A 21,920-nucleotide genomic window follows, 5' to 3' on the forward strand; every position below is an offset into this window, starting at 1 on the left:
GCAATTTTCTCTTGACAAGGCTAGTGTTTACTAGCTATACTAAAGCTAGTAAACACTAGCCTTTAATTGGGAGGAATATGGAACGGGGCAATACAAAACAAAGGATCCTCGACGCGTCCCTGGATCTGTTTTCCGTGCAGGGCTTTGACGGGGTTTCCATTAAGGAAATAGCCGGCCGGGTGGGAATAAAAGACAGTTCCCTGTATAAACACTTTCCCAGCAAACAGGCAATTTTTGACACCCTCTTCGAGGAGATGAATACCCGATTCGAGGAAACCGTGGCTTCCTACAGACTGCCCCAGGGGGAGATCAGGAAGGTAGCCAAAGAGTACGGCCGGAACGATCTGACCTGGCTCAAGAAAGCCTGCGAAGCGGTGTTTCTCTTTTTCCTCAAGGATCCGCGGGCCTCAAAATTCCGGCGGCTCCTGATGATCGAACAGTACAAGAACGGCGCGGCGGCCGCGGCATTCAGAAGCTGGTTTACCGACGCCGCCATGGAATTTCAGACAGCCTTGTTTACGGAGATGATTAAACAGGGAGCTTTCCGGAAAGGGCCGCCGGCAACCATGGCTCTTCAGTTTTACGCTCCCTTTTACCTGCTTTTATTCCAGTACGACACCATGCCGGAGAAAACCGGCGAAGCCCTGGCGGTCCTCATGGCCCATGTGGAACAGTTTGCCGCGGTTTATCAAATACCCCAGAAGGAACGGAAAAAATGAACCTGAATATATTTATGCAGAAAGGCATCGCCAATATTATGAAGACCGCCGGCCGCTTTTACCTGAACAGCAGAAAAGGCCGGGCTTTCCTGGCACGGATAATTCCGGAAATCACCCGGAGCGCCGCACTGCGGGAAGAAAACGAGAAAGCCGGCTGCCACGTGCCGCCCTTCCTCATCGCCAGCATCGCGTCCCGGTGCAATCTGTCCTGCGCGGGCTGCTACGCCCGGGCGGGCGGCGCCCTGAAGGATACTGCCTGCGGCGGCGGACTCAGTCCCGCGGATCTTTCGGCGGAGGAATGGATGGCGGTCTTCGCCGAAGCGGCAAATCTGGGTACGGCGTTCATCCTCCTCGCCGGTGGGGAACCCTTAATGCGCCGGGATGTAATCACCGCGGCCGCGTCAATGCCCAGCCTGGTGTTCCCGGTTTTTACCAACGGAACCCTCATGGATGGAGAATTCCTCTCCCTTTTTGATGAAAACCGCCATCTGATTCCGGTTCTGAGCCTTGAAGGAAACAGGGAGGCCACCGATGTCCGCCGGGGAACGGGAGTCTACGCCGGGGTCGAGTCGGCGATGGCGGAACTCAAGGAGCGGCGTATCCTCTTCGGTGTATCCGTAACCGTCACCCGGGAGAATATGGCGGAAGTGCTGGCCGAATCCTATACCGCGGAACTCCGGAGCCGGGGCTGCGGTATCGTCTTTTTCGTGGAGTATGTCCCGGCGGAACCGGGTACGGAATCTCTGGCCCTGGATAAAGCAGGCCAGGAGGAACTCCAGAGACGCACCCAAGGCCTCAAGGGCCGGTTCAGCGACACCGTTATTCTCTCTTTTTCCGGGGATGAAGAAGCCATGGGCGGCTGCCTGGCCTCGGGGCGGGGATTTTTCCATATCAACCCCAAAGGCGGCGCGGAACCCTGCCCCTTTTCACCCTTCGCCAAAGAGAATATCAAAAACGCTTCCCTCAGGGATATCCTGGGATCGCGGTATTTCGGAGAGATCCGGAACCTAGCTGCGGGAAACCATACCGGGGGCTGTGTACTCTTTGAGAAGGAAGCGGAAGTCCGGGCGATCCTCGCGGGGTAACCGGCCGGTCAGGGACTATTCGCTTACCGAAGCATTGTATTCACTTGACCCTTCCGTGGGAAATACGATTATATGAACCCTATGGTTGTACGAAACAGGCCGGTAAAAACAGTTATAGTAAAATCAAAACTTCCCGTATCGGATTACGCGGTTAATCCCTATGTAGGCTGTCCCCATAAGTGCGTCTACTGCTACGCCTCATTCATGAAGCGCTTCACCGGCCATGGGGAACCCTGGGGAGAATTCCTGGATGTCAAGGAATTCCCGCCCATCACCGATCCATCCCGGTACGACGGCAAGGCACTGTTCTTCGGCTCGGTCACGGACTGCTACAACCCCTACGAAAAAAAATACGGAAAAACCCGGGAACTCCTCCGGCAGTTCGCGGGAACGAAAGCTGAAATAAGTATTTCCACCAAGTCTGCCCTGATCCTCCGGGACCTGGATATTCTTAAACAGATCGAAAACCTCACTGTTTCCTTCTCCATCAATACCCTGGACGAAGGGTTCCGCCGGGATATGGACCGGGCATCCCCGATCAGTGAACGGATTGATGCCATGGCGGTCCTCAATAAAAACGGTATCCGAACGGTGACTTTTATCTCCCCCATTTTTCCGGGGATCACTTCGGTGCCGGATATTGCCCGGGCCACCAGGGATCACTGCGGAGAATACTGGCTGGAAAACCTCAACCTTCGGGGGACCTACCGCCATACGATCATGCAGTATATAGAAAAGAAGCATCCCGGCCTTCTGCCCCTGTACCAGGGGATATACCAGGAAAGGGACAAAAGTTACTGGATCGCTTTGAGCGAAGAACTGGAAGCCTTTGCCCGGCGGGAAGGACTTGTTATGAAAAACTATTTTTACCATGAACTGATCCGGAAAAAATAGAAGACCATCGGGTCAGGAGAGGAAATTTTTATGAACAAAACAGAACTGCGCCTGCGTCCATTGGAGGACGGGGACATCCCCCGGCTCACCGCGTGGCTGTACAAAGACTATATCAGGCAGTGGTACCATGATCCGGAAGAATGGCTCAAGGAAGTCCGGGAACGGAAGGGCGCCTTCGCCTTTCTGCGCCATTTTATTGTCCTGGACGGGGATACACCCTTGGGGTTCTGCCAGTACTATGACTGTTTCGACGCTCAGGAAGAATGGTATGAAGTTACCGAACCGAAAACTATTTACAGCATCGATTATCTTATCGGGGAAGAAGCATATCTGGGCAAAGGCTGGGGCACGGCTATTGTCGGAGCCCTGGTGGAAGCCATCCGGAATCTGGGCCATGCAAAAACCATTCTGGTCCAGCCCGAACCGGAAAACATTCCCTCGAACAGGGCACTGCTGGCAAATGGTTTTATTTTTGATGAAGCTAAGGGGTATTACCGCTTCAGCCTTGTGCCGTAATCCGGCGGCGCGGCAGGCTTTATTTCTACCCGTCGATCCGTTCCAGCTTAAAAATCACCGGACGGACGCCATCGTTGCAGCAGGTGATCATCACTTTCTCATCATTGGTCCAGCCCCGCATGATGGACCCGCCCTGAATGGCGGCGTAAACGTAGCGGCTGATGCTGTCCCAGGCTTCGGAACAGAACTTTCCGCCCAGCATGGGGAAGTAGTTTTCGCTGTCCACAATGATCTCCTGACCGTCCTGGAAAAGTTTGCACTTCCCCGCCTGGGGATCCGCCAGGTATTCGTCGGCCAGGTCCTGGAAATACTCCCGCCGTAAAACCGTTATTTTGCATTTATGCTTGTTTGCCATGGCATTACCTCCCTGATTTCAGACCGCCGTCTTGGTATAATTCTAACATTTTTTTCCGGTTTATCAACACGTACCGGCAAAACCGGAGGATTACGGCATCCGCGGGAAAGGCCGCGGCGTTAACTCCGAAGCTCCGGCCGCAACACTTGATTCTCCGGCGCTTAATCTCTACTATGCAGGAACCATGGTACCTGTTTCACCCCATTCAAAAAAACCTATCCGGATAAGACAGCGGATACTTTGTGTCCTGGTCTGCATCATGGCCGCAGGCCTCTGTTATGCCGGAGAAAATCCTTCCGGGAATATCATTCCCTATGAGGAAGATTTCACCCTCACGGTGTCAGGAAAATACAATATCGTGAGTGTCGGGGACCGGATGGCCGCCAGTTACGAGGCGGACAAACCCTGGGCTCTGGGTCTGGGGCTCCGGTACAAGAGCCTTTCGGCAAGTTTCAGTATTCCCCTCTACAAAATATCCGGCAGGGAACCCTTCAGTACCTTTGACTTCAGGATGAATTCCTATCCGGGCAAGTTCTACTATTCACTGTTCTGCATGCGGTACCAGGATTTTTACCGGGACGCGGATACCAGCGATGTCCGGGACACGGACATGCAGCTCTTTTCCGCGGGCATCACCGGTGGCTGGGTTATGAACCACAAAAACCATTCCCTGGGGGCTGTCTACAATTTGTCCGGCCGTCAGGAAAAATCCAGCGGCAGTCCGCTCTTGGGCTTTGGCGTATTTTATACATCCCTGCACAGCCGGGACGGCGCGCTGGAACAGTACCGGGATAAAGACCGGCTCGTGTCTTTCGGTCCCAGCGCGGGGTACTCCTACACCTTTGTCTTTCCCCGGAATTTCTTCCTCAATCTCATGGCCGCCGCGGAAGTAAACGCCGGTATCAGCGTTGACAGAAAGACCTGGCACTTCATGCCCCAGATCATGCCCAGAATTTCCTTTGGCTACAACCATACGTCATGGTCCCTGAATTTTGTGGGGGACTGCCGCTTCCTGCTCATCCTCCGCAACCCGGAACGGCCCGACGGATTGCTCACCTCCTCCATGACAATAAATTTCTCCTACCGGTTTTGACAGAGCCTTCCGGATTATCTGAAAATAGGAATCGTTTTTAGGAAATCGCTTAAATTGATGGCGTCCCAGGGAAGATGCTCGGCGACAGCCAGACCCGCCAATTCGGTTTCCGCCGCGGCATCCCGGAACAGCCAGGGAAAAATCGCCAGAGCACGGCCCCGCGATTCGGATGCAGCTGCCGGATAACCAACCGGCAGCTGTATCGGATGCTTCTTTTCAGCCTGTCAAAAATAATCTACACTTGAGGCTGTCTTTGGCGCCGCCGGCAGCCAAGGATACCGCGGCAGCGGTATAAAGGAGCGAATGGATGACAAAGCAGGATTTCTGGAATATTATGGACCGTTGCCGCCGCGAGGATACCGAAGCGTACCGCAGCGCCCTGGAAGCGGAAACCGCGGCACTGCCGCCGGAGGAGCTGCGGCTGTTCCGGGCCTACCTCGGCGCGTATATGAACGGTGCCGCCGAGTGCGTATGGCTGGACATGGCATGCAAGGTGATAAACGGCTACGTCAGCGACGACACCGCGCTCTACTTTGCCCTGTGGGTTATCGCCCAGGGAAATACGTATCTGATAAACGCGCTGAAGGATCCGGACTCCCTGGCTGACCTGCCCTATATTCCCTTCGGGCATGCCGAGTTTGAAATGCTCATGGGAGTGGGATTTGATGAAGAAGATTTCGAAGCCCCGCCCAGCGGAGAGTACGGCGCGTTCGAAGAAGCGGATGGTTATGCCGGGGAAGCCGGATTCGCAGTTCCCCCGCAGATCAGTGCGGAAATAGGCGCGGAAATTATCTACAAAAACGGCGGCAGGTACGGCGGGTTTGAAAGCTTCGAAGAAGCCATGGCCGCTATTCCGCAGACCCTGCCCCGCCTGATATCACGCGCGGAACGGGAAGGTTTTATATGGAAGTGAACGTCAACGGAGTAACCCTCTATTACAAAAAAACCGGCAGCGGCCCGGCGCTGGTGCTGCTCCACGGCAACGGAGAGGATCATACCATCTTTGACGAGCTCACCGAAAAACTGAAGGACCGCTTTACCCTCTATGCCCCGGACAGCCGCAACCATGGCCGGAGCGAACAGACCGAAGTGTACGCCTATGAAACCATGGCGGAAGATATTTTTCAGTTTATTAAAAAACTGGACCTGGCTCCGGTGTACCTGCTGGGATTCAGCGACGGCGGTATCATAGGATTACTTCTGGCCATGAAGCACCCGGAGGTTCTGCGGAAGGCGGCCCTCCTGGGGGTCAACCTTAAGCCGGAGGATTTTACCGAAGAGAGCTACGCGTACGTTAAGGAAACCTATGAGCAAACCGGCGACCCGCTCTTCAAACTTATGCTGGAACAGCCGGATATTCCATTGGAAGCCCTGAGGGATGTCCATGTTCCCCTGCTCCTGATGGCCGGGGAGAATGACATCTACAGACCGGAACTTTACAGGGACCTCGTCCGCACCCTTCCGGACGCCCGGCTCATTACCATGGAGGGCCACGACCACTCGAGCTATATTGAACACTCGGATTTGATCGGCAATGATGTAAGGGCTTTCTTTGAGGAATCCCGGCAAAAGCCGATCCCCTGAAACAATGACAGGATACACCAACCAAATGATTACTATCCGGAAGGAAGAACCCAAAGATTATCCGGAAGTCCGGCGGCTCGTGACCGCCGCCTTTGCGACCGTGGAGTACGGAGACGGAACAGAGGCGCATTACCTGGACAGCCTGCGGGAAAAACCGACCTTTATCCCTGAGCTTTCCCTGGTTGCTGAAACCGGAGATAAAACCATCGCCGGCCAGATCGTGCTCTGCAAAACGGAAGTTGCAGCGGCGGACGGCATGATCACAACCCTGGTCCTTTCTCCCCTGAGCGTCCGGCCGGAATATTTCCGGCGGGGGATCGCCCGCAGTCTCATGGAGCGCGCCTTTGGTATTGCCCGGGAGCTGGGGTACACGTCGGTATTCCTCTGCGGGGAACCGGAGATCTATCATGGCCTGGGATTCGTTCCTTCCTATACCTTCGGCATTCACCACCGGAAAGACCCAAAGGCAGACTGGTGTCTGGCCCGGGAACTGGTCCCCGGGGCACTCGAAACCATACAAGGGATCATAGATATTGTCTGACAGGTACGGCGATACACCGGCAGCGTCATCTTAACCACCCATAGGCTGAGTATCATTCAATTCTTTGGACAATCTTTCAATTTATAGTGGCATTTGTCCTTTTTTTAGGTATTAGGGTGAAATTTATTCCCGCCGCGGGTTTATATTATATATATACCTATGTATAAATCGGAGGATTTAATGAAAACCAAAGGTAAGATTTTTCTGCTCGTCCTGAGCCTGTCCGTTATGATTTTTTTGATTGCCTGTGATAACGGAACTACTGATGACCCCGAACTGTATATCTCATCGGGGGCAATATCCGGGACCGAGATCATCCTCAGTCAGCAGCAGATTTACGATTTTTTGGGACGGGAAACCAGAAGCGGTACCATCGCGGTAAAATCCGGCCATCCCACTTCATCGGTAATACCGACCTCAGGATCAATAACAACCGGATTATTTACGGTAACCATCGACAGCGCGGACATTAATGATTCACACCTGTTTTCCCCGTCGCTTTTCGGTTCCGGCGGATTGTCCGTTTCGGATCCCAACGCGAAGATCGCGGTCCTGGATTTCATTCCCACATTCAATGATTCCGGAACTTATTCCATTGTCGAGATCCAGAGCAATAATGACGACCGCTTCTATAAATATGTCTACGCGGACAGGGCCGTCACAATAAACGGCGAAACCGCGTACTACGATGAGGAAGACCGGGAAATCGCCTTATGGAAGGTGTCCCTCGTACAAGGCTGGAACTGGATGGCCTTTGACGATGACCGGTTCGTCTCCTCAAAACCCGCAGACATTACCTGGATCCGTGAAGGTGTTGATTACGACTTTTTTGACTAATCATTAAGCGCGGGCCCGGAAGCCTCCGCGGCTATACGCCGGGCCTCATCCAGGACTTCCGCTATGGACTTATTGGCCTTCCGGACATCCTGGACGCTTTCGTTCACTTCCCGGGAGGTGGCGGTGAGTTTACCGATCTCCCCGGATATGAGGCCGCTCACATTCTGTATTGCTCCGGACTCGTTCTGAACCTCCCGGGTGGTTTCCTCAATATTCTTGAGAGATTCCAGAATCTGCCGTCCGCCCACGGCCTGTTCCTCCACCGCCCTGTTCACGGTATCAAAGGACGTTTCCATATTGTTCACTTCGGTAAACATCACGGAGATGGACCGGGATGTCTCATCCGTGGCGGCCACCATTTCCGCGATTATCTGTTCCATCTTTTTGATCTCATTGGCAATGGAAACCGATTCTTTGTCGGACATCTCCGCCAGCTTCCGGATTTCCCCCGCCACCACGGCAAAACCCTTCCCCGCCTCACCGGCGTGAGCCGCCTCAATGGCGGCGTTCATGGCCAGAATGTTTGTCTGGCCGGTAATGTTCGCGATGGTCCGGTTTGCCTCCTGCAGAGCCCGGGACTGTTCCGAAACCTGCTGGAGTTTTCCCACCAGCTGCGCCATATTATCCCGGCCTTGTTCCGAGGAATCCGACAGGGTGCCGGTGATGGCGCTTACCTTGTTGACCACGGTCCGGATGGATTGGATGCTGGCCACCATCTCCTCAATAGCCGCCGACGAGACAATGATATTCTCCGATTGGGTGGCCACCGCCCGGTTAAGGGAACCGATATTGCCGATGATGGTATCCACGGAACCGGCGGTCTGTTCCACCGATTCCAGCTGCAGGTCGGACCGGCTCTGCACGGAATCCATGTTCTGATTTATTACCGCCAGTCCCTCGGCGGACTTGGACATGGCCGTATCCAGGGTTTTGCTTAAGGACGTTAATTTGGCAAGGTGATCGTTGAGGACATCCAGGGCTTTCCGGAAATTGTCCCGGATCACCATCAGGGCTTTCTGGAGGCTGCCGATCTCATCTGTCCGGAACTTGTTTATTTCCACATCGAAATTCATGTCCGCCAGATCGCCGGTAATTTTGAGGACTTCCTTGATGGGTTTTATAAGAAAGGAAGAAACCTGGAGTGACAAGAGGGCCGCCAGAACCGCCGCCAGGAGCAGGGCCAATCCCAGGGCAATCCAGGCGTTCTTCAGGAGATTGGTCATGAAGGATACCTCGCAGTCCAGAACGATGAGCCCGATAATCCGTCCGTCCCTGATCACCGGGAGATAGGCCGAAAGGTACGTCCCCCACTCGTCCACAAATGGTTTGTCCGCAACCTGGGGGGTTCCGGTGGCGTAGGCCTGGAGTACCTCCTCGGGGATTTCTTCATTAAAAGAAAAAAGATTGGTCAGAAAGCCGTCAAAGTTCCCCTCTTCCAGGAAATTCGTGTCAAAGAGAAACCGGTACCCGTCGGGTCCTTTTTCAATCATGGACACAAAATCTATTTCAAAAATCTCCCCGATGGACTTCATCCCCCGGATAAAGTCCCAGAGTTCCGGCGAATTGTTCTCCACCCCCCGGACAAAATAGTCCCGGTCCCCCACAAAGGGATACTGGGTATCGATCATGGTGGCGACCTTGGTAAGGTTATCCTGAATAGAATGCTTGATATATCCGGCGTATTGAACATACATGGTAACGCCAGCGCCCAGGGAGACAATAATCCCCAGGCCGATAAAAAAAAGGAAGAAACGTGTCTTGAGGCTTTTCAAATGAGCCCTCCATGCGTATTATTATATAGTTAATTATAGCTAATTATAGCCTATAAAGCGGATTTATTTAACCATGTCCGGGGAAAGCCAGGAAAACCTCGCAGAAATAGACACGGAATGAGAGGTCCGGCCAGGGATAATACACTACCCTGTTGGTAAGGAGATGATGGAATGGATTGGCTTGGCCGGTTTAACGGCGCCCTCCGCTACGTGGAGGATAACCTGGACGGGGACATAGATCCCGACCAGCTGGCCCGGATCGCCGGCTGTTCAGGGTTCCACTTCCAGCGGATGTTTTCGTATATGGCGGGGATGCCCCTGTCGGAGTACATCCGCCGGCGGAGAATGACCCGGGCGGCGTTCGATCTGCAGAACGGCGATGAGAAGGTCATCGATATTGCCCTGCGCTACGGATACGACTCCCCCACCGCGTTCAACCGGGCCTTCCGGAATGTCCACGGAGCGGCCCCCTCGGCGGCGCGTCGGAAAGGTATCCGGCTCAAGGCATACCATCCCATCAGCTTCAAAATTACCATACGAGGAGAAGCTGAGATGAATTACCGAATCGAAGACCGGGAAGCCTTCCGCATTGTGGGAGCGAAAATGGAAACCGACTGGAACCCGGAAAAGCAGGAAGGTTTTGTTGAGGTGCCCAAGTTCTGGGTTGAGCAGAAACAGAAGGGTATTATTCCTGAATTATGCGGCCTCATGGACAATAAACTTCCGGGTATTCTGGGTGTGTGCGTGGGTGACTGGCAGAAGCCGGGTAAGCTTGAATATTACATCGCCGTGTCCAGCGGGAAATCCGTACCAAAGGGCATGGCGGAATACCAGGTCCCGGCCTGTACATGGGCGATTTTTGAGTGCATCGGTCCTATGCCCGGTGCCATCCAGAAAATACAGGAACGGATCATGACCGAATGGTTCCCGGGCAGCGGCTACGAGTACGCAGACGGTCCGGACATTGAGGTTTACAGCGACGGCGACCAGTCCGCCGAGGATTACGTCTGCTGGATCTGGGTGCCGGTGAAGAAATAAAGGCCTGAACGCCGGCCCGGTCGGGCCGGGGCTCCGGCCGGAATAATGTTAAGTTTATCAGGTTTTATGTATTTTTTTATCCGTACGGGTGGTGAAATCCTGCAAAGGGCCTACTACAATAGGTAAAATCGCGGGCTTCCGGAGGGTAAAACATGAATACAGCGGCAGGCAGTGCCTGGCAGAGCCGCCTAGCCTACTCTGCTATTAATTTTGGTTTCAGCCTGCTGGGCATGACCGTGAGCATGCTGCTCATGTACTACTACACCGATGTCCTGCTCCTGCCGGCCGCGGCGGTCAGCGGAATCCTCTTCTCAGCCCGTCTCTTTGACGGTGTCATCGATCCTTTTCTGGGCCATTACATGGACCGCCGGACCACCAGGTTCGGAAAATACCGCGGATACATTCTGTACTGGGCCGTACCTATGTGCGCTGCCTTCGTGCTGATGTTTGCGGCTGTCCCCTTTGGCGGTACCGCGCGGATACTCTGGTGTCTTTTGGTCTACCTGGGGTTTACCCTGTGCTTCAGTTTTGTTGAAACCTCCAGTCTTCCCATGCTTTCCTCCTTCGGCAGCAGGAAAAACCGTTCCGCCTGCAATACCTGGAAAATAGCCGGCTGTATTATCGCAACCCTGGTTGTTTCTATTTCCGCTCTAAAGCTGGTCCGGATTCTCGGCAGCGGGTCGGAACAGACAGGGTACTTCCGGATGGCAGTCCTCTTTGCCGCCGTGGTTCTCGCGGCGCTGATCCTGGGGGGCCGGAAACTCAGGGAGGGGACCTATGCCGTCTCAACGGAATCCCGTCCTGGTGACGGTTTCTCCGGCTGCCGGGCGATTGCACTGGCGCTGCGGGAAAAGCCTATTGTCTTTCTTCTCTGCATGTACCTCTGCATTGACGCGGCCACGGCCTTTAAGATACAGGCTGGTATTTATTACCTTAAATACAACATTAACCGGCAGGATCTTACTTCCCTGTTTCTGACCAGTTCCATCGCCATGTCCTTATTGGTGCAGCCCTTGGTTCTGTATTTGTCCGGACGGGTCAGCAGCTGGATCCTGATGGCCGGCGGAAGCATCGTGTCCGCCCTGGCCATGGTAGGGATCGGGTTTTCCGGGAACTCCCCGGTTCTGCTCATAGGGGCGAACTGCATATTCGGTATGGCAAGCGCCTTTCCGGTAAATTTGGCTTTTTCGTCCATGGCCGATATGTCCGAGGCACTTTCGGCAAAACACGGAAAATCCTTCGGAGGGGTGGTTAATTCTTTTCTGGGCGTGGCTTCCCGGATCGGCAGTTCTTCAGCCAGCGCGCTCCTTGCCATCATCCTCTCAGTCACGGCGTATAGCCCCAATACCGTCCAGACTAGCAAAACCCTGCTGGGGATATCCATTGGATTCACGGTAATACCCGTCTTTGTCCTGCTGCTGAGCGGACTCTTCGCCATCCTTTCGATGTATTCCTTTGAGGGAAAAGACTCAAAAAGGCCGGTTCTTCCGCAGCATCTCAGCGGAACTGCTCAGGAAGCGGAGTCTTCATTATGATGGAACGGCCCTCAGGAGAATCACCTCCCAGGTTACTGCGGAAAAAAAACTCTGATTGTGGTATCCCATCAGGCATGGTACACTTTTTTCCAAAGGGTCATACCGTTATGGCGCCCCAAAGCCATCTGCCGCTGTACCAGGGAATGCTCCGCCGGCCGCGGGTGCAGTCACTCATCCAGCAGGGGCTGGAGTATCCGCTCCTGATACTTTTGGCTGCCCCGGGATACGGTAAAACTCAGGCCATGGCTGAGTACCTTTCCCAAAGCAATGCCAGGACTCTCTGGCTTCGCCTGGGCAGCCTGGACAATTTGTATACTCATTTCTGGGCCCATCTGAGGCAGGGTCTTGAAAGGGATTTTCCGGCGCTGGCTAAACGCCTGCGGACCCTGGAATTTCCCGATACACCATCAAAATTCATTGTTTTTCACAATGTCCTTTCCAAAGAAATCAGCGGGGAAGGCCCGGTGATTTGGGTTTTGGATGACTTCGGCGAAATCAACAGTCCGGGGATGAAAACCTTCTTCCGGATGCTTACGGAACTGGAACCGGAAAACTTCCGGCTGGTTCTGGTATCCAACGTTCCATCAAGCATACAGTTCCTCCCGCTTATGAGCGGCCGCCGGTTTGTTATTACCGGAGAAAACCTGCGCTTCACCGCAGAGGAAATAGCCGAACTCTACAGAATGCACGGAGTTTCTCTGGGCCCTGAGGAACTGCACCGCATCGAAGGTTATACCGAAGGCTGGCCACTGCCGCTGCATATTCTGGCCCTGAATCCCGCAGCCATCCCCGGCTCACAAAACGATGACGGAGTCCTAACACACCGGCGGATTTCTTCTATGTTCGAGGAACGCTTTTTTTCCGCTTATTCCCGGCCCCAGCAGAAACTGTTTGCGGGACTGTCCCTGCTGCATTCCTTTACCCGGGAACTTATGGCTGATCTTTACGAAGGGGATCCGGCGGATCTGGAGGCAGCCGCAGGCCACGCGTTTATTATCAATGAACCTGCCACGGGACGGTTTTTCTTTCACTATTTATACTGCCTCTTTCTTCAGGGCAAAACGCATCTCCTCAGTTCCGGAGAACAAACACAGGTATGGCGGCAGGCCGCGGAATACTACGCCGCCGCGGGGGATGCCATACCGGCTATTGCCTGCTTCAGGAAATGCGGAGACCATCAGGGGATGCTTACGGCCATGTGTGACTGTGCCCGGACCCAGCACGGCATTACCATGGGGAACGCGGACTTCTTCCTGGAACACCTGGACCTCCTGACCCCGGAGGAGCAGCGGAATTTTCCCGTAGCGGATTATCTCCGGGCGCTGGTGCATCTGAACACCCTGGAACTGGAAAAAACCGAGTCCCTGCTCCTGGGTCTGGAACAGCGGCTTCTGGCCCAAGACACCCCTGAAGCCCTCAGCCTCCTGGGAGATGTGTACGCGTCTTTGGGATCCCTCCACATGATGGAAACCCGTGAGGACTTCGGGGACTATTATAAAAAAGCATCGGGTTACCTCCCGGCGGGGACAAATTTCAAAAATAAAAACAAGCTGCTCAACCTGAACAACCATAATTTTTCCATGGCGGACAACCAGCCCGGGGCCCGGGAACGGATGGAGCAGGCGGTGCATTACGGCGTTCCCTGGGCATCCCGGGTTCTGGCCGGAGGTCTCAGCGGTATGGAATATATTTTTTCAGCCGAAGCATCATACCTTTCCTATGAACTGGATGCCGCGCAGCAGCACGCTTACCGGGGAATTTACAAAGCGGAGGCCAGTGCCCAGCACGATCTGGTGTGCAACGGATTCTGTATTCTCGCCCGGACTGCCTATATCAGGGGAGATTCCGAAAAACTCCAGGACCATATCCAGAGTATTACAGACTATGCGGAACGGTATGAACTGAACGCTCTGAAGGAAATCCGCGATACCGCCCTGGCGTGGTATTACATCAAACTCCGGGACTTTAAAAAAATCCCCAAAGCTATTCTGACAATCAACGAGTCAGAACATCCGATGCTTGCCTATGGACGGACCCAGATTGTATATGCCAATTTCCTTATTGCCCGGGAGGAATACGCCAAGCTGGTGGGGATGCTGGAGTACCCCAAAGGACTGTTCCTCACCCAGGGAATCTGGCAGGACAGGATAGCCCTGTTCATCATGCGCGCCATCGGGTACTGCCAGATGGAAAAACCCGGTGCCGCCATGGAAGCGCTGTGGACCGCCTACGATATGGCGTACCGCAATAATCTCACCACCCTGTTTATTGAGGCTGAACACTTCATGCTGCCGCTGATCAGTCTGGCCCGGGAGCAGCGGGAGTACGCCTTTGACCGCCAGTGGCTGGACCATATCGACGAACAGGCCGGTGCGTTTGCCAGGCGTGCAGCAGCGGTCAGGGCTTCCTACCGGAAACAAAGTACGGTGAAAACGGGCAGACCCAATCCTCTGACACGCCGGGAAGAGGAGATCCTCCGGGATCTTTCCCGGGGGCTCACCCGGGAGGAAATCGCCGTAGTGTATTCTATTTCCGTCAACACGGTAAAGTCCTTTATACGGACGATCTACAATAAGCTGGACGCGTCAAACAGGGCGGAAGCCGTATCCATAGCCATTCTGAATGGTTATATCGATACCCCGGAATTCAATGAACAATAATTTATTCTATTAAAAAACTTGGAGGAATACTATCTATGGACAATGGCAGTACTGTAAAAACACTGTACCATAATGCGGCAGAATACCAGTTTTCCGCTTTTTCGGAACTATTTGACAAACTGTCCCCAGGATCCCTCTCTGAGGGAATTCTAAACGCCTACGCCATGAGAGGGCAGATCAGACTCTTTGCCGGAGACGATACCTGTATCCAGGATCTGGAAAAAGCCGATGCCCTGGACGGAATGCCCTGGTTCCCCTGCCTGAGCAGACCGTGGCGGCCGGACAGTCCCAACCGGTTTGTGGTATTCAGGGAAACCAACGGCGGGATTCGGCAGTTTTTACGGCTTCTTCCCCGGGCCCGGAAAATTCTAACACGCCGGTACGGCGAGGAAGGCGGCGGCATGGCCCGGCAGATGGAAAGTGAAATCCATTATTTTCTCGGAGATTTCGATTTAGCTATGGCGTTGGCGGAAGAACAGTATAAACGTACCCGGAAGCACTATGGGGAGTCCCTTATGGCTCAGTTTGTACTGTACCGCTGTTATCTAGCTACCGGCGCACCGGACAAAGCTGAACGATGTATGCTTGATATTGTACGGGCCGTCAGAATGCATCCCGAATGCATCGGTCCATACCGGGAAATCCGGGAATGGGCCAATATTACCACCGGCTGGAGCGGAGACAGCCCCCGATTCTGCCCGGCCCCCGGGGGAGGATCCCAGCCGGTTCTGGATGACCGCCGGGCGGCATTGCGGCATGGACTTTCCCTCCTGAGTCCGTCGGAGAAGCCTTTCGCGGTCTATGCGAAGCAGCGCTATGAGGGAGTCTACACAATGCGGCAGTATTATATGGATATATTCCTCTGTATACACTGGTTCCAAGCCGGAGATGTCAAGCAGGCAGAGTCCCATTTTATCAGAGCCTACCATGTGGCGGCAGCCAGCGGACTGGTAATGCCCTTTGTGGAATACGGCGGACAGATTATCCCTCTCCTGGGTTATATTAAAGAAAACAATACGGAATGCCCCCCGGAGTGGATCTCCGCGATTATCCCCCAGGCGGAACAATACGAGGAGAGTCTAACCGCTTACCGGAAATAAAAACCAAACGAAAATTTTTATGCCAAACGCGACAAACCAAACCGAATACGAAACAGTTTGTCCCGGATTTATGGGAAAAGTATACTGAGGCCTTTCTCCGGGAAACCCCCAGGCTGGGCCGGCGGACCGTTTCCTCCGGCATAACCCCGGAGGAAACGGCGGATCGGATACGGGCATACTATTCCTAGCTAATAAACCGGCCGCGGTTACTTTGTTTGCTGAAACAGCCAGTCTCTGGCGGCCTTTAGTTTATAGGCGTGGTCAAAGGAGTACATGTGTTCAACGAAAGCCTCAGGCTTGTCTGAGGCAAACCTCTCCGGCAAAACAGTACCTTTATCGAAACGGATAAAATTTATATTCTCCCCCCGGCGGATCAGCCCTCGGACATACTGTTCCTGTTCCTCCCCCGGGAGACGGGCGGAAAACTGTGTTTCTCCAAACGCGGCGCCGGATTTTTCAAGCATAGCCTCCAAGGCATCCATTCCCGCGGAAGCCTTTGGGTCGGCTTCGGATACGATATAGAAGAACTTTGTGTCCGCCAGCGGACGCAGTACGGCGGTATCCCACTGCCCTCCCACATACATGGCCGCGGCGAATAAATCCGGATGGTTCGCATTGATATAAAAAGACATCATACAGCCCATGGACTGGCCGGTAATATACATCCGGTTTTTATCGATACGGTACTGAGTGACAATGGAATCCAGAAGGCGAAGGGTCATATCCAGTTCCGGTGAGACCTGCCAGTCGTCATTGGTGACAGGATCGGGTCCGGCATACGCGGGAGCAAGCACAAAGGCAGGATTCTGCGACTGGCTTTCTTCGGCTGCCCATATGATAGCTCCGTAACCCTGCATCAGCGGGGCTTCAACCCGTTTCCCGACACAGCTTGCGTCATGGAGGAAAATCACCAGAGGATAGCTTTTGGTCCCGTCATAACTTTCAGGTATAAAAAGGTTATAGGCAAGGGTCCGGCCGGTTACCGCGTCACTGAAGCTGAATTGATTGAATTTTGGAGCTATCCGCTCCCGCAGAACCAGCAGTCCGGTATCAAAGCTTTTATCCGCGCCTCCGTAGGACGCATCCCAGCCGCCGGACCGCCGCGCGGTTTCCGCCGTGGAACACCCGGCAATCATCAGAATTGTTTCAAAAACAATTAATAAAAAAAATACCCTTCGTTTCATACAATCCTCCCGCAGCTTTTTTAATTAAAAACTATGCCGATATTTTTTCCGCGACAATGCAGTACGACTTTTCCGTACTAATTTCAATAATATCTTTGACACGAAAACCGTATCTTCCGGTCATTTCTGCCAGCTCCTCAAGAGTGTATTTTTTAAATCCGTGGTTTGTATATTCCAGTGTATCCAGCCAGTTCTTGGTATAAAACGCGTTGAGAAACAGTCCGTTTTCCCTGAGGACCCGTTTTATTTCGGAGAAACTTTTTCCGGCGTCATTCCAGAAGTAGCAGGTATTAATCGTATATATTTTATCAATTGTTCTATCTTCCATGGGAAGCTCTGCGATATCGGCTTTTAACACCGTTACATTGGCGGCGTCCATAAATTTCTTCCGGCCTTTCCGCACCATGTCTTCGGATATTTCGATACCGTAGATTCTGCGGGGACGCAGCTCATTAAGTTTTTTAATCATATATCCGTTGCCGAAGCCAATATCCAAAATTGTTTCGTCCGGTTTTATATGGATGTTCCCGGAAACCGCCTGGTATTGTTTCCGGTTCATTCGGTTCATAATAAATGTTGATACCGTCCCGCCGATTCCTTCCGGCCGGGCGAATTGCTCCGCAACATATTTGATAAAGGTTTTCTTCATAATTATATTGTATAATAGTTCACTTAAAAAAACCGGGGGTGGCTGCCATTTGTACCAGATATTCAGGGATTCATCTCCGAGGGCCATTTCCAACAGGATTTTTCGGGATTAGCAGAGGTTCTCAAAATCGTGTATAGTTAAACCGGATACATTCTTCAAAATGGAGAGCGTTATGAAAAAAAAATCACCCTGTTTCCTAAGTGTCCTGGCGATTTTTATACTGGCCTGCTCCTCATCCCCCGCTTCTCCAGAAGAGGTTGCTCTGCGTTTTGATACCGAAGGGTTTACGGAAAAAACCGTAACCTTTCCGGACGGCGCCAGTCTCAGATACCGGGCATATAAAAACATCTTCTTTGTACCCAATGCGGAAGACAGGCCCTACCAGTACCTGAATATCTGCACCAAACTGGTAAATCAAGGATACTCCGCGGATTACCAGCCGGCGCGGAACCGCGGCCACCGGGGTGACTACAACCTGGATGAAGCCTTTGCCTGGCTCGCTTCGATTCCAGGCCTTTCGGAGAAAGAATGAAAACAACAAGGATGAAGTTATTTACGGTGATGGTGCTGTTCCCGTTCGTCTGCGCGGCGGCATACGCGGCGGATGAACTGGAAGTGTCCTTAAGCCTGGGTTATCCCCTCAGGGTGTATTCCGGTGACCCCCGGGTATTCCGGTTAAGTGTAACAAACAACGAAGAACAGCCGCTGGAACACCTGGAAATTCTACCGGGAGAGTCCGATGACTTTACCATGGTTCCGGACCGAACCCGTATTCAGCATCTTGATCCTGGTGAAACCGCGGTGATCGACCTGGAGGTTACGGCTATCCGGTCCCGGTACTTCTCCGGATCCGGCTGTCTGAGGCTCGGCGTGGCGGCGGGCGGAGCCACGGTGGGCCGGAGTTTCTGGCTTGAGATTAAACCGCCCCGGTATTTCTGGTCCCGGACTGCGGCGCTCCTGGGAGCGGCAGCTGTCCTGGCCATGGTTTTCATCTTTATTAAACTAAACAGGGAGGATACCCCGCATGATAGATAAGGTACACGAACATATCCTGGATGAACTTCGGATTAACGCCCGGACCGATACGATTTTTATTATTACGGCGATTATCATTAATTTTCTTACCCTGGCCATCAACGCCGCCCTGGCCAATTCCGGAGGCGACAACACCCTCATCATGCTTGCGTTTGTGGTTCTGACCATCGTAGTGTGTGTGGTAGCGGAGATAGGACTTATCCGGGGACGTCAGGCCAGCGGCAAGCTTATCAAAGGACTCATCGCCATGTACAAGGATAATGGTGTTGCACAATACTACGACGAGAGCCTTCTTACCCATTATAAGCTGCGGTACAATCTCTTTGTGACGGTTATTCTGGTTACCGGAATTATTTCCATGGTGGTGCCCTTTCTGGATGTATAACGGGCTTACTTTATTTCCGTATACTCACCGGTACGTATCTTCTCAAGTATTTCGCCATAATCCGGGTCAATAGGAAAGATTCGGGCCTTCCGTTTCATTTCATCGGAAAATACCGGCGTGATTGAGCTTATGCATATATCGGTGTATTTATTTCCCTCAAAATATGATTGTACCCGTATTTTTATTCCATCTGTCATTTGGGGGAATTGTATTTCCTGAAATTGAATTCTGTCATCCACAAACTTAGTTATTGAAAAGTTTCCGTGTTTATCCGCAATTGCCAGTTCCCGGACTCTTCTGTTATTTTGATATAAATGCGGCCGCTTAAAATCAACAAATCCATTTAAGAACAGAATCCCTTCAACATCATGCTCAAAATCGATGGTTATTTCAAACTGTCCCAGCTGATCGGCGGAAACAGCAAGCGGCGGTGAATTAAACCAATAATTATACATAAAGGTTCTGTCGGACGCGAAAAATTTCCTTGAAAAATTATCCGCGGAATATTCGCTCCCGTCTTCACATAAAAAAACAGTGGAACTGCTGTTTTTTATAAAGGTATTGCTGTATCCGTAGGGCGGTTCACTTTGTGTTTTATAGTAATCTATCCAGCTATTATCATCCATAATAAAATACTGCCTCGGGGCCAGCAATAAATAGTACTCGGTCTCTTTTAAAATAAAATATGACGTTTCGCCGGTTTTATAGCTGATTTTTAAATAGCCGTTATTATCAAGAAAACACAGATCTGTTATATCCCGGTATTTTTTAATCCAATCATTGCATTCATACAGCCTATTATTATGGCCGAAGAAATAAAATCCGTCTTCACCGTAAGTTTTTACAAAATCCGGAATAGTAACCTGGGAATAAACAGCAGCGGAAAAAGAAAAAAACAGTATAGCAAAAAAATATCTTTTCATATTTGCCGGTTCCTCCTGACGGACAGTAAAAAACATGGAGCACGCTTTTTTACGCATCATTATTATGTTCCACCATACGCATAAGCCAATTGAGATCAAAAGATGTCTCCTCGAGATTTCCTTCATTGATTTGAAACAGACCATTTTGATCTTTATAATATATTGTACTCTCCATTATTGTTTTCCTGAGATTTTCCTCTGAAAAAAGATATTGGTATAATGATGTATAACCTTCCATTTCTTCATCGGTTTCGGGCATATGATAATAATATTTTTTTTCTATAATAAAGAAAGCATCAGAATCAAAATAATACAGGCAGTATTCTGCCTTTCCCATCTCACCGAATAAAAATAAATCTGTTTTCCGGGCTGTGTTCCCGTCAAAATAGGTATCTATATAACCGCCTTCTGTTGAATATCCCATCCGGCTTTCAGATATTTTTCTCAGTACATTCTGATCATAGCCTGATACTAATTGTATTTTCTCAAGCAGTTCCTTGTTTGGCTCGCTGAAAAGTGAATCCCATAATTTCTTTTCCACTTTTCCATTGGGTTCAAAGCCCAGAAAGAACTGTATTTTCGAAATCACATTCGCCGTTAACGGGCCATAGTATCCATCGATTTCACCAATTTCAGTAAAACCGTATTCAACCAGCTTCCGCTGGAGTTTAAGAATATCGGATCCGTACATTCTATGATTCGTAAGTTCGATTGTCCGTGAATAGCCCTGAGAAAAAAGTAAAAAGGCCGCGTTAAAAAAAAGAAAGGCAAAGCCATATTTCAACATTTTTTACTCACTTCTTTATTATCCAATCGGCTGTTTATTTTATAATTATCCTGTATCCTATTTCAAAAAAATACGCGTTATAAATTCCATAATAATCACTGTTTAGATTCAGATAATCAATAATTTTTACCGCGTTCCGATGCAGTATTCCGAATCCGATCGTCAGATAATTTTTTTTATATATCGGAATATCGAAATTTGCTTTGGCGCTAAGCAGATACGGGAAATGATTGAGAAACAGTATATAGGATCCCCCCATCCCGAACCCAAATGTTAGGCTGAATATTTGCTTAAACGGATACAGTGTTATTCCGCCGTCAAAATACAGATCAAATATATTTCTGTTTAATGAAAATAAGGCTGACAGACCTAAGCTTAAATACATATTCGGCGAATGAAGCATTGTCGTATCCATGTTCATGTAAATAATCTGATTGTCAGAATCAAATATTTTGCCGGAACCCAATACACTGCCATAGGCTATATCGAGATCGAATTCGAGACCTTCCCGTTTATAATCAGGACTGTATGACAATGAGAATAAATTTACTGTTACAAAAACCACGCTTATACAAAGCCATAGTTTTTTCATCAGCCGTGTTTCCTTCAGGTGGTAATCAAAGGTTCCGCAATCTCCCGGCGTCACCGAACCTATTCGATCAACGCCAGTATACCATAGCGCCCGCCTGGTGCATAGAAAAACATTCCGGCTTTTCCGGCAGCGCAGAATATCAATCCCGCGTACCGGATTTTTCCCGGTGAAGCAGGTATACCGGATACAGCAGAAATACGCTGAGCATCAGTCCGTATACGGTGCTGAATCCGGCGTAGCAGAACGCTGTGGATGCGCTTATTTCGACTGCCGCCTGGGGATTATCCCGGACCGTAAGAAAATACGAAAACAATCCCTGGGCCGTGGACACGAGCCCGGCGGTGAGGGATACCCATATCAGAGACCGGTAGTGCCGGGCGGTTCCGCCGGAACCTTCAAACTTTTTCAGTGAAAATAGAAACATTGTCCTGAGTCCCCGGACAAATTCTTTCCAGCGGAAACTGAAAACCGAAAAGAGCAGCACCGCCGCCGGACTTATGGGCATGGAATCCGGATTGATAAAAAATCCCGCATTTCCGCTGAACCAGGCGTAAAGCAGGAAAATTCCCGAAATGAGCAGAAACCCGATAAAAATCATAACCATTCCTTTAGTGTGGCAAATAAGGGTGTATTTTT

General features: G+C 51.4%; 24 protein-coding genes. 16 read left to right on the forward strand and 8 right to left on the reverse strand.

Annotation, left to right across the window (positions count from 1 at the left end):
- Positions 1-77: 77 nt before the first annotated feature.
- The 4 genes from JFL75_RS07410 to JFL75_RS07425 all read left to right on the forward strand — a co-directional run bounded on the left by JFL75_RS07410 (position 78) and on the right by JFL75_RS07425 (position 3,214).
- Positions 78-719: a TetR/AcrR family transcriptional regulator gene (locus JFL75_RS07410; protein WP_215626041.1), complete on the forward strand. Its 642-nt coding sequence runs from the start codon at positions 78-80 to the stop codon at positions 717-719.
- Positions 716-1,804 carry a radical SAM/SPASM domain-containing protein gene (locus JFL75_RS07415; RefSeq protein WP_215626042.1) on the forward strand — a complete coding sequence of 363 codons (1,089 nt, stop codon included), beginning with the start codon at positions 716-718 and terminating at the stop codon, positions 1,802-1,804. Before JFL75_RS07410 ends, JFL75_RS07415 begins: the two co-directional genes overlap by 4 nt.
- Before the next feature lie 72 nt (positions 1,805-1,876).
- Positions 1,877-2,698, forward strand: coding sequence for a radical SAM protein (locus JFL75_RS07420; protein ID WP_215626043.1), 822 nt, complete (start codon positions 1,877-1,879; stop codon positions 2,696-2,698).
- Between the two features lie 30 nt (positions 2,699-2,728).
- Positions 2,729-3,214, forward strand: a complete 486-nt coding sequence (locus JFL75_RS07425) for a GNAT family N-acetyltransferase (protein ID WP_215626044.1) — start codon at positions 2,729-2,731, stop codon at positions 3,212-3,214.
- Between the two features lie 25 nt (positions 3,215-3,239).
- Here JFL75_RS07425 and JFL75_RS07430 read toward each other — a convergent pair whose 3' ends face one another.
- Positions 3,240-3,569 (reverse strand): TIGR04076 family protein, encoded by a 330-nt coding sequence (locus JFL75_RS07430; protein WP_215626045.1) that lies wholly within the window; start codon positions 3,567-3,569, stop codon positions 3,240-3,242.
- A gap of 184 nt (positions 3,570-3,753) precedes the next feature.
- On the opposite strand from JFL75_RS07430, the gene JFL75_RS07435 reads away from it, so the two are divergent.
- The 5 genes from JFL75_RS07435 to JFL75_RS07455 all read left to right on the forward strand — a co-directional run bounded on the left by JFL75_RS07435 (position 3,754) and on the right by JFL75_RS07455 (position 7,624).
- The gene (locus JFL75_RS07435; RefSeq protein ID WP_215626046.1) at positions 3,754-4,662 is read left to right on the forward strand and encodes a DUF4421 family protein; all 909 of its coding nucleotides are present in this window, start codon (positions 3,754-3,756) and stop codon (positions 4,660-4,662) included.
- Between the two features lie 307 nt (positions 4,663-4,969).
- Complete coding sequence (locus JFL75_RS07440; protein ID WP_215626047.1) at positions 4,970-5,575, forward strand: DUF4240 domain-containing protein; 606 nt, start codon at positions 4,970-4,972, stop codon at positions 5,573-5,575.
- Positions 5,566-6,246 carry an alpha/beta fold hydrolase gene (locus tag JFL75_RS07445; protein WP_215626048.1) on the forward strand — a complete coding sequence of 227 codons (681 nt, stop codon included), beginning with the start codon at positions 5,566-5,568 and terminating at the stop codon, positions 6,244-6,246. The genes JFL75_RS07440 and JFL75_RS07445 overlap by 10 nt, the downstream gene beginning before the upstream one ends.
- A gap of 25 nt (positions 6,247-6,271) precedes the next feature.
- Positions 6,272-6,787, forward strand: a complete 516-nt coding sequence (locus tag JFL75_RS07450) for a GNAT family N-acetyltransferase (RefSeq protein ID WP_215626049.1) — start codon at positions 6,272-6,274, stop codon at positions 6,785-6,787.
- A 180-nt stretch (positions 6,788-6,967) separates the two neighbouring features.
- Complete coding sequence (locus tag JFL75_RS07455; RefSeq protein WP_215626050.1) at positions 6,968-7,624, forward strand: hypothetical protein; 657 nt, start codon at positions 6,968-6,970, stop codon at positions 7,622-7,624.
- On the opposite strand, the gene JFL75_RS07460 is transcribed toward JFL75_RS07455, so the two are convergent.
- Complete coding sequence (locus JFL75_RS07460; protein WP_215626051.1) at positions 7,621-9,396, reverse strand: methyl-accepting chemotaxis protein; 1,776 nt, start codon at positions 9,394-9,396, stop codon at positions 7,621-7,623. The genes JFL75_RS07455 and JFL75_RS07460 overlap by 4 nt on opposite strands.
- 171 nt (positions 9,397-9,567) lie before the next feature.
- Here JFL75_RS07460 and JFL75_RS07465 point away from each other — a divergent pair, with 171 nt between their 5' ends.
- The 4 genes from JFL75_RS07465 to JFL75_RS07480 all read left to right on the forward strand — a co-directional run bounded on the left by JFL75_RS07465 (position 9,568) and on the right by JFL75_RS07480 (position 15,729).
- Positions 9,568-10,434 carry an AraC family transcriptional regulator gene (locus JFL75_RS07465; protein ID WP_215626052.1) on the forward strand — a complete coding sequence of 289 codons (867 nt, stop codon included), beginning with the start codon at positions 9,568-9,570 and terminating at the stop codon, positions 10,432-10,434.
- 152 nt (positions 10,435-10,586) lie between these two features.
- Positions 10,587-11,969 carry an MFS transporter gene (locus tag JFL75_RS07470; RefSeq protein WP_215626053.1) on the forward strand — a complete coding sequence of 461 codons (1,383 nt, stop codon included), beginning with the start codon at positions 10,587-10,589 and terminating at the stop codon, positions 11,967-11,969.
- Between the two features lie 107 nt (positions 11,970-12,076).
- Positions 12,077-14,629, forward strand: coding sequence for a helix-turn-helix transcriptional regulator (locus JFL75_RS07475; protein ID WP_215626054.1), 2,553 nt, complete (start codon positions 12,077-12,079; stop codon positions 14,627-14,629).
- A gap of 35 nt (positions 14,630-14,664) precedes the next feature.
- Positions 14,665-15,729, forward strand: a complete 1,065-nt coding sequence (locus JFL75_RS07480; protein ID WP_215626055.1) for a hypothetical protein — start codon at positions 14,665-14,667, stop codon at positions 15,727-15,729.
- Between the two features lie 206 nt (positions 15,730-15,935).
- Here the strand turns inward: JFL75_RS07480 and JFL75_RS07485 are convergent, their stop codons facing one another.
- Together JFL75_RS07485 and JFL75_RS07490 are read right to left on the reverse strand one after the other, a co-directional pair.
- Positions 15,936-16,913, reverse strand: coding sequence for a carboxylesterase family protein (locus JFL75_RS07485; RefSeq protein WP_215626056.1), 978 nt, complete (start codon positions 16,911-16,913; stop codon positions 15,936-15,938).
- A gap of 31 nt (positions 16,914-16,944) precedes the next feature.
- On the reverse strand, positions 16,945-17,562 hold the full coding sequence (locus JFL75_RS07490; protein ID WP_215626057.1) for a class I SAM-dependent methyltransferase: 618 nt from the start codon (positions 17,560-17,562) through the stop codon (positions 16,945-16,947).
- A gap of 172 nt (positions 17,563-17,734) precedes the next feature.
- Between JFL75_RS07490 and JFL75_RS07495 the strand changes: the two genes are divergently transcribed.
- Genes JFL75_RS07495 through JFL75_RS07505 form a run of 3 tightly spaced genes read left to right on the forward strand, consistent with a single transcriptional unit; the run spans position 17,735 to position 18,982 of the window.
- Positions 17,735-18,094 carry a hypothetical protein gene (locus tag JFL75_RS07495; protein ID WP_215626058.1) on the forward strand — a complete coding sequence of 120 codons (360 nt, stop codon included), beginning with the start codon at positions 17,735-17,737 and terminating at the stop codon, positions 18,092-18,094.
- Entirely contained in the window at positions 18,091-18,597 is a 507-nt protein-coding gene (locus JFL75_RS07500; protein WP_215626059.1) for a hypothetical protein, read from the forward strand. Before JFL75_RS07495 ends, JFL75_RS07500 begins: the two co-directional genes overlap by 4 nt.
- A complete protein-coding gene (locus JFL75_RS07505; protein ID WP_215626060.1) occupies positions 18,587-18,982 on the forward strand; it encodes a hypothetical protein in 396 nt (131 codons plus the stop codon). Before JFL75_RS07500 ends, JFL75_RS07505 begins: the two co-directional genes overlap by 11 nt.
- A 5-nt stretch (positions 18,983-18,987) precedes the next feature.
- Here the strand turns inward: JFL75_RS07505 and JFL75_RS07510 are convergent, their stop codons facing one another.
- From JFL75_RS07510 to JFL75_RS07525, 4 genes are all read right to left on the reverse strand, one after another.
- Positions 18,988-19,608, reverse strand: a complete 621-nt coding sequence (locus JFL75_RS07510; RefSeq protein WP_215626061.1) for an NADase-type glycan-binding domain-containing protein — start codon at positions 19,606-19,608, stop codon at positions 18,988-18,990.
- Positions 19,609-19,954: 346 nt separating this feature from the next.
- On the reverse strand, positions 19,955-20,692 hold the full coding sequence (locus JFL75_RS07515; protein ID WP_215626062.1) for a peptidoglycan-binding domain-containing protein: 738 nt from the start codon (positions 20,690-20,692) through the stop codon (positions 19,955-19,957).
- Positions 20,693-20,726: 34 nt separating this feature from the next.
- Positions 20,727-21,284: a hypothetical protein gene (locus JFL75_RS07520; protein ID WP_215626063.1), complete on the reverse strand. Its 558-nt coding sequence runs from the start codon at positions 21,282-21,284 to the stop codon at positions 20,727-20,729.
- Between the two features lie 139 nt (positions 21,285-21,423).
- Positions 21,424-21,882, reverse strand: coding sequence for a hypothetical protein (locus JFL75_RS07525; RefSeq protein WP_215626064.1), 459 nt, complete (start codon positions 21,880-21,882; stop codon positions 21,424-21,426).
- Positions 21,883-21,920 lie beyond the last annotated feature (38 nt).

The organism is Breznakiella homolactica (assembly GCF_016616095.2).
Lineage (GTDB): Bacteria > Spirochaetota > Spirochaetia > Treponematales > Breznakiellaceae > Breznakiella > Breznakiella homolactica.